Source organism: Halorubrum kocurii JCM 14978 (genome assembly GCF_000337355.1).
GTDB lineage: Archaea > Halobacteriota > Halobacteria > Halobacteriales > Haloferacaceae > Halorubrum > Halorubrum kocurii.
The window spans coordinates 37,414-55,036 of record NZ_AOJH01000068.1 but is presented as its reverse complement, the minus strand read 5'-3'; the positions used below and the strand labels follow the sequence as shown (position 1 = coordinate 55,036).

Genomic DNA, 17,623 nt, shown 5'->3' with positions numbered 1-17,623 from the left:
TATAGCTTTCCATCCAGTGGTGCGCCGTGGCACACTGGCTCGTGGGCGGCGGTGAAGCCGGCGAGAAGCGGACCGCCGCCTATAGCTTCCCGGCGTTTTGCGCCTGCTCGACCCGCCGGGTCGCCTGCTCGACCCGCTTCCCGGTCGCGTTCGCGAGGCCGGGGGGGAGCCCCTCGCGCGCCGCTTCGAGCCGCTCCTCGATCCGCGCGATCCGGGCGAGCACGTTCTCCAGCTGGCGGTCGGTCCCCTCGCCGTCGCCCTCGCGGGCGCGCTCCTCGGCCCGCTCCGCGGCGTCGACCGCTGCGGCGAGGGCGCGTTCGAGGCCGTTCACCGCGTTCGACGGGCCGCCGGAGCCGCCGGAGCCGCCCCCGCCGCTAGCGTCGTCGCTCCCGTCGTCGTCATCGTCGTCGCCGTCGTCGCCCTCCGCCGCCGCGGCCGCGACCGCGGCGCGCGTCTCCTCGGCCACGTCGGCGACGTAGCCGGCGAGCGGAGCCGCGCCGGTCTCCGGGCGGTCGATCCGGATCGGGGCGTTCCCCTCGGAGTCGGCGCCGTCGTCCGAGTCGTCACCGTCGTCCGAGTCGTCGTCTCTCCCCGGCGGGTCAGGGTTGACCCGGTACGCCCCGATCTCGTCGTCGGCGTCGCGGACCTCGGTCGTGTACGCGCCGCCGGCGTGCACGTACACCGCGTCGGTCCCGTCGACAGCGGAGTCGTAAATCCGACCGGCGAAGTCGTCCTCGATCGCCGTGCGGGCCAGGTCGACGTCGCTGTCCGCGTCGTCGATCTCCACCTTCCGCGCGTTCTCCCTGGCGACGAGAGGGATCTCGCTGTCGACGCCCGCCGTCGTCACCGGCTCGTCGGCCGAGACGGTCAGCGTCTCGCTGTGCGGGGCCTGCCCGGCGCCGTTGATCGTCAGGCGGTGGTCGCCCTCCGGGACCCCGTTCGCGACCGCGACCCCGCCGGCGAACGTCGGAACCGCCTCGGGGTCGCTCTCGATCAGCACGAACGACTCGGTGACCGCATCGGTCGTCGTCAACCCCTCCCCGTCGGGGGCCTCGTCGGTCTCGGTCGCCCGGGTGACGCGCGCGACGACGGCGTCGAGCTCCTCGGCCGCCCCGGCGCCGAGCGACTCGGCGTCGGCGATCGCGTCGTACCGACCGGCGAGCTCCGCGCGGTGGTTCCCGGCGGTCACGTCGAGCGCGGGGTTCTCGTACCGCGGCTGGTCCCACGGGACGCCGGTGGTCGTGATGTGGCCGGCGACGGCGTCTTCGACGGCTTCCGGAACCGCGAACTCGAAGCTCAGCTGCGGGCCGGTGAACGCCGCGATGTCCTCCAGTTCGGCGGTCTCGACGAGGTCGTACCCGACGACTTCCTCGGCGACCTCGTCCGCGGTCGCGTCCTCGCGGTCGGCGTACCGGAAGGCGATCCCCGTCTCCCGGAGCGGGAGGTCGGTCGGCGGCGAGCGCAGCGCGTCGAGCGACCGGATCGAGAGGGCGTCGTCGACCAGCGACTCGGCGGTGACCGACGGGAGGTCGGGGTGCTCGTAGATCGGCTCGCCCTCGTACTCGGGGACGACGAACGGAAGCCGCATCCCCTCGTCGCGCGGGAGCCCGTACGCGATGGGGATCCCGAGGAGGTCCTCGACGGTGTCGATCGTCGTGTTCGTGATGTCCGCGAGCAGCCCCTCCTCGCCGACCCGCTGGAAGCCGTCGGGGTTCTCGTTGACCGAGAGGGTGCTGGAGTGCGACCCGAGCTCGGTGAGGATCCGCGGGATCGCGTCGGGCTCCGGGTCGAGGAACTCGTTGTTCGGCACGCTGCGGGAGTGCGAGCTGGCGACGTACAGCTGCGGGTCGCCCGTGTCGAGGTCGACGAAGACGTGGAGCACCTCCCAGTCGTGCCAGTGGAAGTTGGCCGTGAACTGATCGAACGAGGAGTAGATCCAGAACTGGACGACCGCGAGCGGGGAGTCCTCGTACCGGACACCGTTGTAGAAGACGGTCGGGTCGGGCGGCTCCCCCGCCTCGTCGTACCGCTCATGGTAGCCGTCGAACGCCGCGAACCCGTCGACGACCGTCTCGCCGCCCTCCTCGACCGTGTACGGGCGGGGGTCGGTCGGGAACCACGGCTCCGCGGAGTCGAAGTACAGCGTCGGCGCGAACCGGGCCGCGAGCTCCTCGAGCGTCTCCGCCTCCAGTCCGCTGGTCGCGGCGTCGTCCGGCTCCGAGCCGGAACAGCCCGCGATCGCGGCGCTCCCCGCTCCGGCGAGCGCGCCGAGGACGGTCCGACGGTCGACGCCGCCGTCGGAGCGACCGCTCCCGGCGTCGGAGCGACCGCCCTCAGCGTCGGCGCGATCGGTCACGGGCGCACCTCCGGGTCCTCCGTGGGCGGATCGTCCGTCGAAGACCGCGGCTCCGGATGCATTTCGTTAACTCACGAGCGTAGCGGCGAATAAGTCTTCTGACGGACGGACGAGCGGAACGCTCCCGGGAGAAGGTATTTGCGGCCGGCCACCCGACTCCGGGGTATGGACGGCAAGAGGGCCCTCTACTACGCGGCGATCGGGATCGCGGTGTTGATCGGGGTCAGCATCGTCGTCTCCGTGGTCTCGGCGCTTCTGAGTCTCGCGTGGGCGATCGTCTCCGGGATCGTCTCGCTCGCCGTGCTCGCCGGCGTCGTCTACGTCCTTTATAAGACCGGAGCGTGGCTGTTGGGCGGCGACGACGCGGACTACTCCGCGAGCGACTCGGTCGGGGGGTCGCGGTCGGCCTCGGCGTCGACCGACGCCGCCGCGGAGAGCCGGCAGGACCGGCTCCGCCGGCAGTACGTCGAGGGACAGATCAGCGAAGCGGAGTTCGAACGCCGGATCGCGAGCGAGCTGGAGACTGAGGAGCCTGACGACGTCGACCGGAAGGTCGCCGATATCGAACAGGAACTCGAACGCGAGCGCTAGCAATTAAAAACGGTCCCGAAGCTCGTCGCGCAGGTCGTCGAGGTCGAGGTCCTTCATCGCGAACAGCACCAGCAGGTGGTAGACGAGGTCGGCGCCCTCGTAGGTGAGCTCGTCGAGGTCGTCGTCTTTCGCCGCGAGGATCGTCTCCGTGGACTCCTCGCCGAGCTTCTCTAAGACGGCGTTCTCGCCCTTCTCGTGGGTGAACAGCGAGGCGGTGTACGAGCCTTCGGGGAGCTCCGCTTTCCGCGACTCGATGGTGGCGAACAGCTCGTCGAGGACGGCCTCGGAGGGGACGTCGGGGTTCGCTGCGTGCTCGACACCGTCGGGCTCCGCGTCCGGGTCGCTCACGCGACCACCTCCCGTTCGGGGAAGAAGGCGAGGTCGTGGATCCGCGGGTCGTCGGTGAGCTCCGGGTGGAACGCGGTGGCGACGACGGGGCCGTCCCGGACCGCGACCGGGCGGTCGTCGACGGTGGCGAGGACCTCGACGCCCGCGCCCACCTCGTCGATGAGCGGCGCCCGGATGAACACGGCGTGGAACGGGTCGTCGAGCCCGGTCACCGGGACCTTCGCCTCGAAGGAGTCCTTCTGCCTGCCGAACGCGTTGCGGTCGACGGAGACGTCGACGAGCCCGAGCGGGTCGACGCGGTCGTCCTTCGCGTCGCGCGAGCAGACGATGAGCCCCGCGCAGGTGGCCAGCACGGGCTTCCCGCTCGCGACGTGCTCGCGGATCTCCTCGTCGATCCCCTCCTGGCGGATCAGCCGCGAGATGGTCGTCGACTCTCCGCCCGGCATGAGAAGCACGTCGCAGTCGGGGACGATCCCCGCGTCTCGAACCTCGACTACTTCCGCGGGCTCGCCGTGAGCGGCCGCGGCGTGCTCGACGGCCGCGGCGTGTTCGGCTACGTCCCCCTGGACGGCGATGACGCCTGCTTGCATGTGAACCGGTCGGTGGGGGACGGGCAAAAAGGGCGCGCTACGGACCGGAAAGCGGGAGGTTGCGGGGCGGTGAGAGGAAGCGGAACACTCGACCGGCGGACCTACGCGACGGTCAGCGAGAGGACCTGCACGAACACGCCGAAGAGGATGCAGAACGCGAGGACGGTCTTCGGGTTGATCGTGATCGCGTTCCGGTCGTCGCTGTCGAAGTATCGGACGAGCCCCGCGCTGGACATCAGCCCGCCGGAGTTGGAACCACTGCTCATACGCGACGGTGCGCCTCGCGGCGTTCTAAACGTTTCGTTCGACGATCGGCGCGGGGCCCGCTCGGGACGTCAATCTCCGAGCGCCACGGCCGCGATCGGAGCGTCACCGCCGCGGTTCGACGCCGACGCGTGCACGAGTGGGAAACCCTTATGCGCGGCCCGGGGGTAGGTTGCGCCGGATAATGACTGTTCGACTGCTGGATTTTCACGCTGACTGGTGCGGCCCGTGTAAGACGCAGGACCCGATTCTGGAGGAGATCCAGGAGGACCTCGGCGACGCCTTCGAGCTGCAGAAGGTGAACGTTGACGAGGAGCAGGACGTCGCCAACCAGTATCAAGTGCGCTCGCTGCCGACCCTCATCGTCGAGAACGACGAGGGCGTCGTCGACCGGTTCGTCGGCGTCACCCAGCGCGAGGACATCGAGGCCGCGCTCTCCGAAGCGGGCGCCTGACCGGGGACACCACGGGCACTCAGGGGAGCCGAAGGCGGTCGGCTCGCCCCCGCCGCGTCTCGCAACCTTTTACAGCGTCGGCCCGACAGTTGCGGTATGGCCAGTTTCGACGCCGCGGAACGCCGCAACCTCGACCGACACATCTGCATGCGCTGTAACGCCCGCAACTCCCCGGACGCGGACCGCTGCCGCAAGTGCGGCTACACGAATCTCCGCCCGAAGGCGAAGGAACGCCGCGCGGCGTAGATCGGTCCCCGGCCCCCTCGTTTCTCCTGCAGATCGCTTCTGCGAGCGGTGGATCTGTGGATCGAGGCCCAGGTCGGTGTCTAGCTCCGGTCGCTCGCTTATAACTGATTGAGACCGGATCGACGGTGAACACCGCCAAAATCCCCACCCGACCGCCCCGCACCCCTCACCTCCCCAACCTCGTCGATGGCCGCTCGGAGGCGCGCGCCACCACATATTTGTTTATATATAGCTGTCCGTCGTCCCGCGCGCGATCCCTGGCCTACTCCTCCGGGTACTTCGGCTCGCGGCGCTCCGCGCGCTCGGTCGCGCGTTCGATGACTTCGCGAACCGTGTCGGGGCCGTCGCTCGCGCGGTAGACGTCGCCGTGCCCGGGGTACATCGCCTCGACGGTATCCGGGAGCGCGTTGAGGATCGTGTGGAGGCTCTCGATCAGCTCCTCGCGCGACTGGCCGGCCATGTCGGTGCGGCCGAACGAGCCGTCGTCGAACGCGCCGTCGTTGTAGACGACCACGTCGCCGGAGTAGAGCCGCTCCTCGCCCACGAGCGCGACGTGGTCGGGGGCGTGACCGGGCGTGAACGCGACCTCGCAGGGCTCGTCGCCGACGAGGATCTCGTCGCCGTCGCCGATCGCCACGTCGCGTCGGGGGTGGGCGGCGTTGGCGTAGAGGGTCGCGTCGAAGCGGTCGAGCACCGCGTCGAGCTCGCCGACGTGGTCGTGGTGCTGGTGGGTCAACACCACCCGGTCGAGCCCGTCGACGCCGGCCTCATCGAGCGCGTCGGCGATGACGTCGTCGACGCCCGGCATCGTCCCGGCGTCCACGAGGGTCGGCGCCTCGCCGGGCACGAGGTACGCGTTGCAGGTGAACTCCTCGGCGTTCGCGGTGACGGTGATCGGCTCCATACGCCCACGGACGGCGCCCGACGGGAAAAGCGTGCAGTCCCCGGGAGCCCGGAGACGGCGGCGATTTCGGTCCGCCCGGGGATTTATCCGTCGCGGCGTGTTAGTTTCACGCACATATGGGCTTCGGAAGCTACGACGAATCCGAACAGGAGAACCAAGACCTGGATGCGGATTTCGACGACGACGACGGAGTCCGAGCCGCAGAAGAGGTACACGAGGGGTCCGTCGACTACGAGCCCGGCGCGTCGAACGACGAGCTGCTCGACCGGCTCCAGGAGATCAAGTCCGAGGAGACCTGAGCGGGTGACGCCGCCGAGCCGGACGCTCGGTATCGCGTTTTCGGACGGCGACCGAACCAGCGTCCTAGCCGGGGCTGTCGTCAGGGACGACGGGACCCTCGACGGGCTCGGGTTCGAGACCTGCACCGTCGGCGGGGTCGACGCGACCGACGCCGCGATCGCGCTCTTCGACCGCCTCGGCCGCGAGGACGTGCGTCACGTCGCCGTCGCCGGGATCGCGCCGGCGTGGTTCAACCTCCTCGAACTGCCGCGGATCCGCGAGGCCCTCGGCCGACCGGCGTACGCCGTGAGCTACGAGGAGAGCCCCGGGCTCGAACCGGCGCTCCGCGACGCGTTCGACGGCGCGGCGCTCGCACGGCGACTCGACACCTATCGGTCCCTCCCGCCGCGGGTTCGGGTGGAGCGCGACGTGACGGGGGAGTCCGCCGGCGACCCCCTCGACCCCCTGTTCGTCCGCGCGGTCGGGATCGACGCCGACGAGGCCGCAGCCGCGGTCCGCGGGCTGGTCCGCGAGGGGTTCCGCCGCCCGGAGCCGCTCAGGATCGCCGCGATCGCGGCGAGCGCCCACCGAGAGGCGACGGCGGGGGAGTAACCGCCGTCGCGCGTGACGCGGTGACTCGCCACGCGCCAGTCCGCCCGAAGCGACCCGTCGCGCACCAGTCCGTCCGAAGCGACCCGTCGCGCACCAGTCCGTCCGAAGCGACCCGTCGCGCGCCGCATATATACCGCTCCGCCGAGATCCGCCGCCATGACACACGAGACAGCCGTGACGTTCCGCGACCGCGAGCGACTCGCTCGGACGGCGGGGCACGGGATCGCCCTCGACTGCCTCGCGGCCGGGATCGAGGCCGCGCTTCCGGAGCGGCTGGTCCGCGACGCCGCCTCGGTCACGGACGGGACCCTCCGGATCGCGGGCGTCGACGGCGCGGTCGGCGAGTACGACCTGGACGCGTACGACCGGATCGTCCTCCTCGGCGCGGGGAAGGCGGCCGCGGGCGCGGCGCGCGGGCTCGCCGGAGTGCTCGGCGGGGGCGACGCGGAGGTCGACGAGGCGCTCGTCGTCACCGACGACCCGCCGGCCGGGGGCGGAGAACCCTCGACCAACCCCTCGGCGGCCGCCGGGATCGAGGTGATCCCGGGCGATCACCCGCTCCCGAGCGAGCGGGGCGTCGAGAGCGCCCGGCGCGTGCTCGACGCGGCCGAGCGCGCCGGCCCCGACGACCTCGTTCTCGCGGTCGTCACCGGTGGGGGGAGCGCGCTCTTGGCCGCGCCCGCGGACCCCGTCTCGGTCGAGGACCTCCGCGCGCTCACGTCGGGGCTGCTGGCGTCGGGGGCGTCGATCGACGAGATCAACGCGGTCCGGAAGCACTGCTCGGCGGTGAAGGGCGGGGGGCTGGCGCGCGCCGCGGCCCCCGCGACGACCGTCGCGCTCGCGGTCAGCGACGTTATCGGCGACCCGCTCGACACGATCGCGAGCGGGCCGACCGTCCCGGACCCCTCGACCTACGCGGACGCGCTGGCGGTCCTCGACCGGTACGACCTCGACGCGCCCGCGGCGGTGCGCGAGCGCCTGTCGGCCGGCGCCGAGGGGGACCGACCCGAGACCCCGGCCGCGGGCGATCCGGCGTTCGCCCGGAGCGCGGCGTTCGTGGTCGGCAACGGCCGGACCGCGCTGGACGCGGCCGCGGGCGCCGCGGCGGAGCGCGGGTACCAGCCGCTGGTGCTCTCGGCGAGCGTCCGGGGCGAGGCGCGCGAGGTCGGCCCGACCCACGCCGCGATCGCCGAGGAGTGCGCCGCCCGCGGGTCGCCGGTCGAGCCGCCGGCCGTGCTGCTCTCCGGCGGCGAGACGACCGTGACGCTCTCGGACGCGGAGGAGCCGGGAACCGGCGGCCCGAACGCCGAGTTCGTCGCGAGCGCGGGGGTGGCGCTCGCGGAGGGGCCGCTGGGGGACGGAGCGCGGACCGAGGACGAGACCGACCACCGAGTGGTCGTCGCGAGCGTCGACACCGACGGGCTCGACGGCCCGACCGACGTCGCCGGAGCGGTCGCGGACGCGACGACGCTGGACCCCGACGCCGCCCGCGACGCCCTCGACCGCCACGACGTGTACCCGCTCCTCGACGACGCGGACGCGCTCTTAGAGACCGGCCCGACCGGGACGAACGTCAACGACCTGCGAGCGATCGTGGTGGAGAAACGAGAGTGAGTGTCGAGGCGCACGACGATTAGTTATAAACGACCGACCCCGCTCAGCCGATCGAGAGATCGATCCGAGGCGGACGGACTTATGTCCGCCCCGCTCACACCTCGATCCATGACCGAGAACGGGGACGCGCCCGCCGGCGGAGCCTCGGAGAGCGCGCTCGACGAGGACCTCCGAGTGCCGTCCTGCGAGCGCTGCCCGGCGCTCGTCGAGTCGCGGAGCCGGATCGTCGACGGCGTCGGCCCGACGGACGCAGATCTGCTGTTCGTCGGCGAGGGCCCGGGCGCACAGGAGGACGAGCAGGGCGAGCCCTTCGTGGGCCGGTCGGGCGACGTGCTCGACGACGCGCTCCGCGACGCCGGGCTCGCGCGGGCAGACGTGCGGATCACCAACTGCGTTCGCTGCCGCCCGCCGGACAACCGCGACCCGACGGGCGAGGAGCTGGCGAACTGCCGCGGGCACCTCGAAAGCGAGATTCACCGGCTCGACCCCGAGCTGATCGTCACCCTCGGGAAGGTGCCGAGCGAGCACCTGCTGGACCGGTCGGTGGCGATCACCGCGGAGTCGGGCGAAGTGGTCGACGCGCGGATCGCGGGGGCCTCGCGGCGCGTGCTCCTCTCCGTCCACCCGGCGGCGACGCTGTACGACCGGAGCCAGCGCGACGGGTTCTTCGAGACCATCGCACGGGCGGGCGAGCTGAGCGGGACCGCCGGCGGCGAGTCGGGCGGTCAGTCGCGGCTCGGGGAGTTCTGAAACGAACGTATCGGGCAAAAAAGCCGTGCGAACGTTCGTCACAGTGGCGCTGTATATGAAACATAGAAAATAATATACCATGCGAGTCGAACCCACAATTGTATGTCCGACAACAGGTGGTCGGCGGATCGGCGAACGTTTGTCAAGACGGCTGGCGCGGCTGGCGTGGTCGGGCTCGCCGGCTGTTCTGACAGCAGCGGCGGAGACGGGAGCGACGACGGATCGGGAGACGGAAGCGACGGTTCGGACGGCGGGACGGCCGGCGACTCCAGCGACTCCGTAACGGAGGTCACGTGGGTGTTGAACCCCGCGGAGGAGGAGATCGACATTCAGGTCCAGTACCAGCCGCTGTTCGAGTACCTCGAGTCCGAGGCCGAGGTGGAGATCGTCGAACAGCCGACCGCGAGCTACTCCGGCACGGCACAGGAGCTCCGCCGCGCGGCGGAGGGCGATCGGATCTTCGCCGACGTGTCGCCCGGCGCGGTCGCACAGATTCCCAGCGAGCTCGACGTCACGGGGATGCGTGTCGCCTACGGCGCCGAGAAGTACTTCTCGCTCATCACGACGACGACCGACAGCGGCATCGAGTCGCTCTCTGATCTCGAAGGCGAGCTCGTCGCGTCGGCCGCCCCGACGTCGGTCTCCGGGACGCTGTTCCCGCTGTTCATGCTCAGCAACGCCGGGCTCGACATCGGGAGCGCCCCCTCCGGCTCGCCCGAGGACTTCGAGCTCCGGACCTCTGACCACTCGACCGCCCGCGAACAGCTCATCCAAGACGACCGGATCGCGGCCGCCGGGACCGGCGCGTTCTCCACGGCCGCGCACGTGCCGCAGGAGCAGTTCGACGAGATGTCGCAGGACTTCGTCGACATCTCGGCCGAGTACGAGGGGGCCGGCGAAGCCGATCCCGAGCTCCGGCTGCTCGCGGTCTCCGACCCGATCCCGCGCGCGCCGATCGTGAGCAACGCCGCGTGGGAGGAGTCGCTCAAAGACGACCTCCGTCAGCTCATGATCGACGCGCCGCAGGAGGCGTTCGAACACGAGTCGCAGGCGGACATCGCCGAGGCGCTCAGCGTCGACCCCGAGATCCTCGACATGGAGGAGTCCGAGCTGAGCGAGGATCAGCAGGCCGATCTGGAGCTCGTCGAGGCCCACTCCCTCTGGTTCAGCGGCGTCGTCGAGGCGGGCGTCGATGACTACGACCCCGTCGCGGAGCTCGGTCAGGAGCTCGGGCTGGAGTGGAGCGACCTGTAGACCGAGCGAGCTGTTACACGCTTTCTTTATGACTTACATCGAAGTAGACGGTCTTACGAAACGGTTCGGCGACACGGTCGCGCTCGACGACGTGTCCTTCGAGGTTCCCGCCGGCGAGTTCGTCATCGTGCTCGGGGTCTCGGGCTCCGGGAAGTCGACGCTGCTCCGGACGCTGAGCGGGCTGCTCGCCCCGACGGAGGGGGAGATCCGGATCGACGACGAGCCGATGATCGAGCCGCGGCCGGACGTCGCGATGATCTTCCAGCAGCACAACATCATCGGCGATATGACGGCGTACTCGAACTCGCTTTCCGGCGGCGTCCACCGCTCGGGGTTCCTCACGAGCGTGCTGCAGCTACAGGACCCCGAGGAGAAACACCGCGCCCTCGACGCGCTCGACACGGTCGGGCTCCTCGACGAGGCCGAACAGAAGGCGCGGAGCATGAGCGGCGGCCAACAGCAGCGGGTGGGGATCTCTCGCGCGCTCGTTCAACAGCCGAACGTCTTGCTCGCAGACGAACCGGTCGCGAGCCTCGACCCCGGCAGCGCACAGAGCGTAATGGGGTACCTCCGAACCGCCTCCGACGACCGCGATCTGACGACCTTCTGTAGCCTCCACCAGGTGAACATCGCCCGGAAGTTCGGACACCGGTTCATCGGTCTCAGAGACGGCAAGAAGGTGTTCGACGGGTACCGGGACGATCTGACGATCGATGTCATCGACGACCTCTACGGCGACATAGACACGAAGGGGATGTTCGTCCGCGACGACGGTGACGGGGACGGCGCGGCCGACGAGGTCGCGACGACGTGACGAGAACGGAGCTGATCTACGAGTGACAACAGACACCACCGATTCCGACGGGACGCGCAGATCGAAGGCGGTCGGCGTCGACGACGCCGACGTTCCGGACCGCATCACCGAACAGTTCGAGAACATCAAGCAGACCCGTCGCCGCCGGGCGCTCGGGTGGACCGGACTGCTGGCGTTCCTCGCGTTTACGACCCTGCAGGCGTTCGCCGCGACGGAGCTGCTGGATCCGGACGCGCGCCTCGAGACGTTCACCGAATCGCTGACCGGCTTCTTCCCGATCACCGACTACTTCGGCGTGATCCCGTTCCTCGACGTCGGCCAGTACATCAGTTTCATCAGACAGGAGAACCTGCTGTACGACCCCGAGATCGGCGGGCTCCTGTTCCAGTTCCCGCCGAACCCGACGGATATCTACGTGTTCTTCTTCCAGGAGCTCGGGATCTTCCAGATCTTCGGGGAGGCCGGCATCACGCTCGCGATGGGGTTCGTCGGGACGGTTCTCGGGTTCCCGTTCGCGCTCGTCTTCGGGACGCTCGGCTCCGAGCGCGTCACCCCGTTCCCCTTCAACTTCATCTTCCGCGGGACGATGTCGTTCATCCGGGCGATCCCCGCGATCATCTGGACGCTCATCTTCATCCCGTTCCTCGGGCTCGGGCCCGCCTCGGCCGCGATCGCGATCGCGTTCGACACGATCGGGAACCTCGGACGGCTGTTCGTCGACGAGCTCGAGGAGATCGAGGACGGGCCGATCGAGGCGATGCGCACGACCGGGGCAAGCAAGCCGCAGATCGTCTTCTTCGGCATGCTGAGCCAAGTCCGGACCGCGTTCATCGCGTGGACGCTGTACATCTTCGAGATCAACGTCCGCATCGGCGTCACCGTCGGCGTCATCGGTGCGGGCGGACTCGGGTACGTCCTCACCTCGCAGCAGAACCTGCTGCGGTTCACGAACATGATGGCGACGCTACTCGCCATCTTCCTGCTCATCATCTCCGTCGAGCTGTTCAGCCAGCGGCTCCGGTCGCGGCTGCGCTCCGACGACGTGGAGATGAGCATCTGGGAGCTCATCACGGGCTTCCCGCGCCGGATGGCTGACTCGATGCTGAGATAACCGCCGCAGCGCCCTCGCCGTCCGCGCCCCGTTTAAACCGGACCGCACCCGTCCGGAGTGGACGGCCGTCCACCGAACTGCCACAAGGGAAACCGACTTTTCCGTCCCCCTCGGAGGGGACCCATGAGCACTTTCGAACCGCCCGCGGAGACGCTGGCGGACGTGGTTCTGGTCGACTACGGTCTCGGGAACCTTCGGTCCGCGACCCGCGGGCTGGAACGCGCGGGCGCCTCGGTCGACATCACTGACGACCCGGAGGCATTCGCGGCCGCCGACGGCGTCGTCCTCCCCGGCGTCGGCGCGTTCCGCGAGGGGATGGAGAACGCCGGGCCCCTGCGCGAGGCGCTGACCGACCACGCTGAGGCTGGCCGTCCCCTCTTCGGAATCTGTCTCGGGATGCAGATGCTTCTCACCTCTAGCGAGGAGGCCGACCACGAGGGGGAAGGCGAGGTGACCGGCCTCGATCTCGTCTCCGGCACCAACGTCCGGTTCGACGTCGACCGCAAGGTCCCGCACATGGGCTGGAACGAGCTCGAGGTCGAGCGCGACCACCCCATCGTCGAGGGGGTCGACAGAGCGGGGTCAGAGACCCCGCAGGCAGACGGACCCACGGGGGGGTCCGTCGACGGGGAGTACGCCTACTTCGTCCACTCCTACTACGCGGAGCCCGACGACCCGGACGCGGTCGTCGCCACCGCGGACTACGGGGTCGACTTCCCCGCCGTCGTCGCCAACGAGGCGGGCAACGTGTTCGGCACGCAGTTCCACCCCGAGAAGAGCGGGGAGACGGGGCTCAGAATTCTGCGGAACTTCGTCGAGTACTGCGCGGACCGGTAGGCCCCGAGTCGGAGGCGAGTCGACCCAAGACCCGCCTCACAGTCCGTCGTACGGCCCGGGCTTCGCGGCGGTGAGCCGGTCGACCTGCTCGTCGGACAGGTCGATCTCCGCGGCCGCGAGGTTCTCCGCGAGCTGATCGGTCGTGCGCGCGCCGACGATCGGCGCGGTGACGCCGTCGCGGTGAGCGAGCCACGAGAGGGCGGTCTGTGCGGGGGTCGCGTCGACCGCGTCGGCGACCGCGTCGAGCTCGTCGTGGAGGTCGAAGTTCGTCTCGGTGAGGTACGCCTCCTGGAAGCGGCTCGACTCGGCGGCCTTCGACTCCTCCGGGAGGTCCTCGTCGCGGTCGTACTTCCCGGTCAGGAAGCCCTGTCCGAGCGGGCTCCACGGCGAGACGGCGAGGTCGCGCTGGCGCGCGAACTCCAGGTAGTCTCCCTCGATCTCGCGGTCGACGAGGTTGTAGCGCGGCTGGAGGACGGTGAACGGCTCCCACCCCTCGTCGCGGGCGATCTGGTTGGCGCGGGCGACCTTCCACGCGTTCGGGCGGAGCGTGGAGGCGCCGATGTAGTGGACCTTTCCGGACTCGACGAGCCCGTTGAGCGTCTTCATCAGCTCGCGGGCCGGCGTCTCGTCGTCCCAGCGGTGGATGTAGAGGACGTCGAGGTAGTCGGTGTCGAGCCGGTCGAGGAGGGCGTCGACGCGGTGGCGGACGTTCTTGCGGTTCGTGCCGCGGCTGTTCGGGTCGCCGTCGCGGATCTGCCAGTACACCTTCGAGGCGATCGTAAAGCGCTCGCGGTCGCGCTCGGCGAGCCAGTCGCCGATCCAGCGCTCGCAGTCGCCGCCGCCGTACACGTCGGCGGTGTCGATGTAGCGCCCGCCGGCGGCCTCGTACCCGTCGAGCAGCTCGTGGGCGCGGGCCTCGTCGATCTCCACGTTGCCCGCCTCGGTCACGCGACCGAACCGCCACGTGCCGAGCTGGAGCTCGCTCGTCCGGAGGCCGGTTCGGCCGAGGGGGACCGTGTCGAGGTCGATCGCGTCGAGTTCTGGGGTCATCGATCGAACGGTTGTGCCCGTCGGCGCAAAAACCTACAGCAAGCGGATGTCCCGTGTGAACGAAGGTCGAGGAGGCGGCGGCGACGCGTCCGCCGCGTCGCTCAGCGCGACGCGCCTACCAGGGCTCGTTCTTCAGCCCGAGCGCGTAGGCGCCGACGTTCGTGACGACGTGGAGGATCGGCGTCATCACGAGGACGACCAACAGGACGGACGGCGTGAACACCGCGAGCGCCCAGTCGGTGTCGACGACGAAGACGGCCGCGAGCGCGACGACGACGAAGTCGAGCTGGTCGAGCCCGGGGAACGCAGCCCCACGCTCCCGGCCCGACCGGCGCTTGAGGAACGAGGCGCCGATGTCGCCGCACATCGCGCCGAACGCGAGCGCGAACGCGGCCGGGAGCGCGAACGTCGGGAGGTCGACGCCGAGCGCGGCGCTCGCGGGCTCCGCGAGGGCGTTGAGCGCGAGCGCGAGGGCGACCCCGGCCAGGGTGCCGACCGCGGTGCCGCGCCACGTCTTGCCGTCGCCGAGCAGGCGGGCGCCGCGCCACTCGCGACCGCCGTCGATGGGGCGGCCGCCGCCGGCGATCACCGCGGCGTTGTTCGGCACGTAGGCGGGCAACATCGCCCAGAACGCGGTCGCGACGAGCGAACCGATCATACCCCACCGTCGCCCGTCTGGGGTATATAAACCTCGGATCCGGACCGGGCCGAAGCGACGGTCGACTCACGCGCGGTCCGCCCCGAAACCGTCCGAGTCGGCAACAATCAAGTCGCTACCGACGCGAGTAGGCTGTATGATCCCTCCGATCGCGCGTCGGTTCGTCGCCGGCGAGAGCGTCCCGGAAGCCATCGAGCACGCCCGAGCGCGCAACGAGGACGGCGTCGCCGTCATCCTGAACCTGCTCGGGGAGCACTACGACGACCGCGACGACGCGCGCGCGGACACCGACGCGTACCTCGCGCTCTTGGAGGACATCGCCGACAGCGGGCTGGACGCCTGCGTCTCGGTGAAGCCCTCCCAGATCGGCCTCGACGTGTCCGACGAGTGCTTCGAGGAGCACTACCGCGAGATCGTCGCTCGCGCCCACGAGCTCGACGCGTTCGTCTGGTGCGACATGGAGGACGCCGACACCACCGACGCGACGCTCGGCGCCTTCGAGTCGATCGCCGCGGAGTACCCGTGGAGCGTCGGCCAGTGCGTCCAGTCGAACCTCAAGCGCACCCGCGAGGACCTCGACCGGCTCCGCGACGTGCCCGGGAAGATACGGCTCGTGAAGGGCGCGTACGACGAGCCGAAGTCGATCGCGTACAGGGAGAAATCGCGGGTCGACGAGGCGTACCGCGACGACCTCCGCTTCCTGTTCGAGGCCCGAGACCGGGGCGTCGCCGTCGGCAGCCACGACCCCGAGATGATCGGGCTGGCCGACCGCCTCGCCCGCGAACACGGGACCGACTACGAGGTCCAGATGCTGATGGGCGTCCGAGAGGACGCCCAGCGCGACCTCGCCGCGCAGGGAGTGGACGTGGCCCAGTACGCCCCCTACGGGACGAAGTGGCTCTCGTACTTCTACCGGCGAGTGCGCGAGCGCAGACAGAACCTGACGTTCGCGCTGCGGGCGGTGGTCGGCCAGTGAGCGATTCGGTGAGCGAGGCGCCGAGCGATCGTCGCGGACGCCCGGACGCGAGCCGAGGAAGCGTAGCCGTGCGCTCCCGTAGAAGCCCTCTTAAGGGTCGCCGCCACATATCGACTCGATAGATGTCCACGTGGAAACGCGACTTCGCCAGCGGTCTCATCGTGCTGGCCCCCCTGTTGGTGCTGCTCTTAGTCCTCCAGTGGATCTACCGGTACATCGCGTCGATCCCGCTGATCGAGGGGCTCCAGCCGGCGATCATTCCCGCCCCGCTGGAGCCGGTCTCCCGGGTGATCATCGCGCTGGCGGTGTTCGCGACCGTCGTCCTCGCGGTCGGCTACTTCATGCGGACGACGCTCGGCCGGCTGGCGGAGTCGGCCGTCGACGGCGCGATAAACAGAATCCCGGCGCTGCGCGTGGTGTACAACGCGTCGAAGCTCGCGATCGAGACGGCCGTCTCCGGGACGGACGAGCTCCAGAGCCCGGTGTACATCGAGACGTGGCCGGGGATCCGCATGACCGCGTTCCGGACCGGGAAGAAGACCCGCGACGGGAAGATCGTCCTGTTCATGCCGACCGCTCCGAACATCACCACCGGCTTCGTCATCGAAGTCGAGCCGGAGCGCATCGAGGAGACCGGCGAGACCGTCGAGGAGGGGATGACGCGCGTCCTCTCGGCCGGCTTCGCCGAGTCCGCACACCAGGTCCCCGTCGAGGAGGAGCGCCCGCCCGAGGGGACCACCGGCAAGCCGGGCGGCGTCGGCGGCGTCCGCACCGACGGGACCCCGGGCGAGGCCGAGCGGCCGTCGACCGACGGCAGCGGCGAGGGCGACTGATCGGCGAGAGCGACTGAGACGGCGAGAGCGACTGAGACGGCGACTGATCGGGAGGTGAGCCCGGCGGAGAAAACGCGAGAATCGGAGGGAGTCTCGGCGGAGACCGCGGAGACCGCGGAGAGGCAGAGAGACGCCCGAGAGGGTCGTTTTATAAGTACTTGAACCAGTCGTCGTGGTCGTCGGTCCGGCGTTCCACCAGATCGAAGAAGGCGCTCTGGAGCTCCTCCGTGACGGGGCCGCGGGTGCCCGCGCCGATCTCCGTGTCGTCGACCGATCGGATGGGAGTCACCTCGGCCGCAGAGCCCGTGAAGAACAGCTCGTCGGCGGTGTACAGCTGTCCCCGTGAGATAACGGCCTCGTCGTGGACGGTGTAGCCGCGCTCTTCCGCCAGTTCGATGACGGTGTCGCGGGTGATCCCCTCGAGGATCGACTGCGCGAGGCCGGTGGTGTAGATCTCGCCGTCGTTGACCATGAAGATGTTCTCGCCCGGCCCCTCGGCGACGTTCCCCTCCTTGTTCAGGACGATGGCCTCGACGTAGCCGTTGCGGCGGGCCTCCTCGCCCGCGAGCATGGAGTTGACGTACAGCCCGGTGGTCTTGACGTTCGTGGGCACCTGCGAGGAGGCGTGCTTCCGCCACGAGGAGACCATCACGTCGACGCCGTCCTCCAGGGCCTCCTCGCCGAGGTACGCGCCCCACGGCCACGCGGCGACGACGAGGTCCGTCGGGCAGTCCTTCGGCGAGACGCCCAGCGAGTCGTAGCCGTAGTAGGCGATCGGCCGGATGTAACAGGACTCCAGGTCCTGTCGGTTGAGCAGTTCGAGGGTCGCCTCGGTGATCTCCTCGCGGGAGTGCTCGATCTCGAGGTCGTACAGCTTCGCGGAGTCGAACAGCCGGTCGAGGTGCTCGTCCCAGCGGAAGATCGCCGGTCCCTGTTCGGTGTCGTAACAGCGGACACCCTCGAACACGCCGCTCCCGTAGTGCAGCGCGTGCGTCAGAACGTGAGTCGTCGCGTCCTCCCAGTCGAGGAACTCACCGTTCTTCCAGATCGTGTCGACATCCATCTCGTCGAATCCCATACTC

General features: G+C 69.9%; 21 protein-coding genes. 13 read left to right on the top strand and 8 right to left on the bottom strand.

All coding sequences use genetic code 11. From position 1 onward, the window contains the following. Window positions 1–79: 79 nt before the first annotated feature. Window positions 80–2,356 (bottom strand): hypothetical protein, encoded by a 2,277-nt coding sequence (locus tag C468_RS10670; protein ID WP_008848896.1) that lies wholly within the window; start codon window positions 2,354–2,356, stop codon window positions 80–82. 165 nt (window positions 2,357–2,521) lie between these two features. Between C468_RS10670 and C468_RS10665 the strand changes: the two genes are divergently transcribed. Further along, the gene (locus C468_RS10665) at window positions 2,522–2,947 is read left to right on the top strand and encodes a hypothetical protein (protein WP_008848895.1); all 426 of its coding nucleotides are present in this window, start codon (window positions 2,522–2,524) and stop codon (window positions 2,945–2,947) included. Between the two features lie 3 nt (window positions 2,948–2,950). Here the strand turns inward: C468_RS10665 and hisE are convergent, their stop codons facing one another. The 3 genes from hisE to C468_RS10650 all read right to left on the bottom strand — a co-directional run bounded on the left by hisE (window position 2,951) and on the right by C468_RS10650 (window position 4,151). Continuing rightward, window positions 2,951–3,295: a phosphoribosyl-ATP diphosphatase gene (gene hisE / locus C468_RS10660; protein WP_008848894.1), complete on the bottom strand. Its 345-nt coding sequence runs from the start codon at window positions 3,293–3,295 to the stop codon at window positions 2,951–2,953. After that, window positions 3,292–3,885, bottom strand: a complete 594-nt coding sequence (pdxT, locus tag C468_RS10655) for a pyridoxal 5'-phosphate synthase glutaminase subunit PdxT (RefSeq protein ID WP_008848893.1) — start codon at window positions 3,883–3,885, stop codon at window positions 3,292–3,294. Before pdxT ends, hisE begins: the two co-directional genes overlap by 4 nt. A gap of 101 nt (window positions 3,886–3,986) precedes the next feature. Continuing rightward, window positions 3,987–4,151, bottom strand: a complete 165-nt coding sequence (locus C468_RS10650) for a preprotein translocase subunit Sec61beta (RefSeq protein WP_008848892.1) — start codon at window positions 4,149–4,151, stop codon at window positions 3,987–3,989. Window positions 4,152–4,333: 182 nt separating this feature from the next. On the opposite strand from C468_RS10650, the gene C468_RS10645 reads away from it, so the two are divergent. Next, window positions 4,334–4,603, top strand: a complete 270-nt coding sequence (locus tag C468_RS10645; protein WP_008005064.1) for a thioredoxin family protein — start codon at window positions 4,334–4,336, stop codon at window positions 4,601–4,603. 96 nt (window positions 4,604–4,699) lie between these two features. Then, window positions 4,700–4,849 (top strand): 50S ribosomal protein L40e, encoded by a 150-nt coding sequence (locus tag C468_RS10640; protein WP_008848891.1) that lies wholly within the window; start codon window positions 4,700–4,702, stop codon window positions 4,847–4,849. A 262-nt stretch (window positions 4,850–5,111) separates the two neighbouring features. On the opposite strand, the gene C468_RS10635 is transcribed toward C468_RS10640, so the two are convergent. Next, entirely contained in the window at window positions 5,112–5,753 is a 642-nt protein-coding gene (locus tag C468_RS10635; protein ID WP_008848890.1) for an MBL fold metallo-hydrolase, read from the bottom strand. 116 nt (window positions 5,754–5,869) lie between these two features. Here C468_RS10635 and C468_RS10630 point away from each other — a divergent pair, with 116 nt between their 5' ends. The 8 genes from C468_RS10630 (at window position 5,870) to hisH (ending at window position 13,024) form a co-directional block, all read left to right on the top strand. Beyond that, window positions 5,870–6,052 carry a DUF5786 family protein gene (locus C468_RS10630; protein WP_004049114.1) on the top strand — a complete coding sequence of 61 codons (183 nt, stop codon included), beginning with the start codon at window positions 5,870–5,872 and terminating at the stop codon, window positions 6,050–6,052. A gap of 4 nt (window positions 6,053–6,056) precedes the next feature. Further along, window positions 6,057–6,644 carry an endonuclease dU gene (locus C468_RS10625; protein WP_008848889.1) on the top strand — a complete coding sequence of 196 codons (588 nt, stop codon included), beginning with the start codon at window positions 6,057–6,059 and terminating at the stop codon, window positions 6,642–6,644. A 156-nt stretch (window positions 6,645–6,800) separates the two neighbouring features. Next, a complete protein-coding gene (locus C468_RS10620) occupies window positions 6,801–8,258 on the top strand; it encodes a glycerate kinase type-2 family protein (protein WP_008848888.1) in 1,458 nt (485 codons plus the stop codon). A gap of 108 nt (window positions 8,259–8,366) precedes the next feature. Next, window positions 8,367–9,008, top strand: a complete 642-nt coding sequence (locus tag C468_RS10615; RefSeq protein WP_008848887.1) for a uracil-DNA glycosylase — start codon at window positions 8,367–8,369, stop codon at window positions 9,006–9,008. Window positions 9,009–9,110: 102 nt separating this feature from the next. Then, window positions 9,111–10,262, top strand: a complete 1,152-nt coding sequence (locus C468_RS10610) for a PhnD/SsuA/transferrin family substrate-binding protein (protein ID WP_008848886.1) — start codon at window positions 9,111–9,113, stop codon at window positions 10,260–10,262. Between the two features lie 28 nt (window positions 10,263–10,290). Then, a complete protein-coding gene (locus C468_RS10605) occupies window positions 10,291–11,076 on the top strand; it encodes a phosphonate ABC transporter ATP-binding protein (protein ID WP_008848885.1) in 786 nt (261 codons plus the stop codon). Between the two features lie 22 nt (window positions 11,077–11,098). After that, window positions 11,099–12,187: a phosphonate ABC transporter, permease protein PhnE gene (gene phnE / locus C468_RS10600; RefSeq protein ID WP_008848884.1), complete on the top strand. Its 1,089-nt coding sequence runs from the start codon at window positions 11,099–11,101 to the stop codon at window positions 12,185–12,187. 123 nt (window positions 12,188–12,310) lie between these two features. Continuing rightward, a complete protein-coding gene (gene hisH, locus C468_RS10595) occupies window positions 12,311–13,024 on the top strand; it encodes an imidazole glycerol phosphate synthase subunit HisH (protein ID WP_008848883.1) in 714 nt (237 codons plus the stop codon). A gap of 36 nt (window positions 13,025–13,060) precedes the next feature. On the opposite strand, the gene C468_RS10590 is transcribed toward hisH, so the two are convergent. Beyond that, window positions 13,061–14,074, bottom strand: coding sequence for an aldo/keto reductase (locus tag C468_RS10590; protein WP_008848882.1), 1,014 nt, complete (start codon window positions 14,072–14,074; stop codon window positions 13,061–13,063). Between the two features lie 115 nt (window positions 14,075–14,189). Beyond that, complete coding sequence (locus C468_RS10585) at window positions 14,190–14,732, bottom strand: CDP-2,3-bis-(O-geranylgeranyl)-sn-glycerol synthase (protein ID WP_008848881.1); 543 nt, start codon at window positions 14,730–14,732, stop codon at window positions 14,190–14,192. A 136-nt stretch (window positions 14,733–14,868) separates the two neighbouring features. On the opposite strand from C468_RS10585, the gene C468_RS10580 reads away from it, so the two are divergent. Together C468_RS10580 and C468_RS10575 are read left to right on the top strand one after the other, a co-directional pair. Continuing rightward, the gene (locus C468_RS10580; protein WP_008848880.1) at window positions 14,869–15,708 is read left to right on the top strand and encodes a proline dehydrogenase family protein; all 840 of its coding nucleotides are present in this window, start codon (window positions 14,869–14,871) and stop codon (window positions 15,706–15,708) included. Between the two features lie 122 nt (window positions 15,709–15,830). Beyond that, window positions 15,831–16,541 (top strand): DUF502 domain-containing protein, encoded by a 711-nt coding sequence (locus C468_RS10575; RefSeq protein ID WP_008848879.1) that lies wholly within the window; start codon window positions 15,831–15,833, stop codon window positions 16,539–16,541. Between the two features lie 148 nt (window positions 16,542–16,689). Here C468_RS10575 and C468_RS10570 read toward each other — a convergent pair whose 3' ends face one another. Next, a complete protein-coding gene (locus C468_RS10570; protein ID WP_008848878.1) occupies window positions 16,690–17,619 on the bottom strand; it encodes a branched-chain amino acid transaminase in 930 nt (309 codons plus the stop codon). Between the last annotated feature and the right edge of the window lie 4 nt (window positions 17,620–17,623).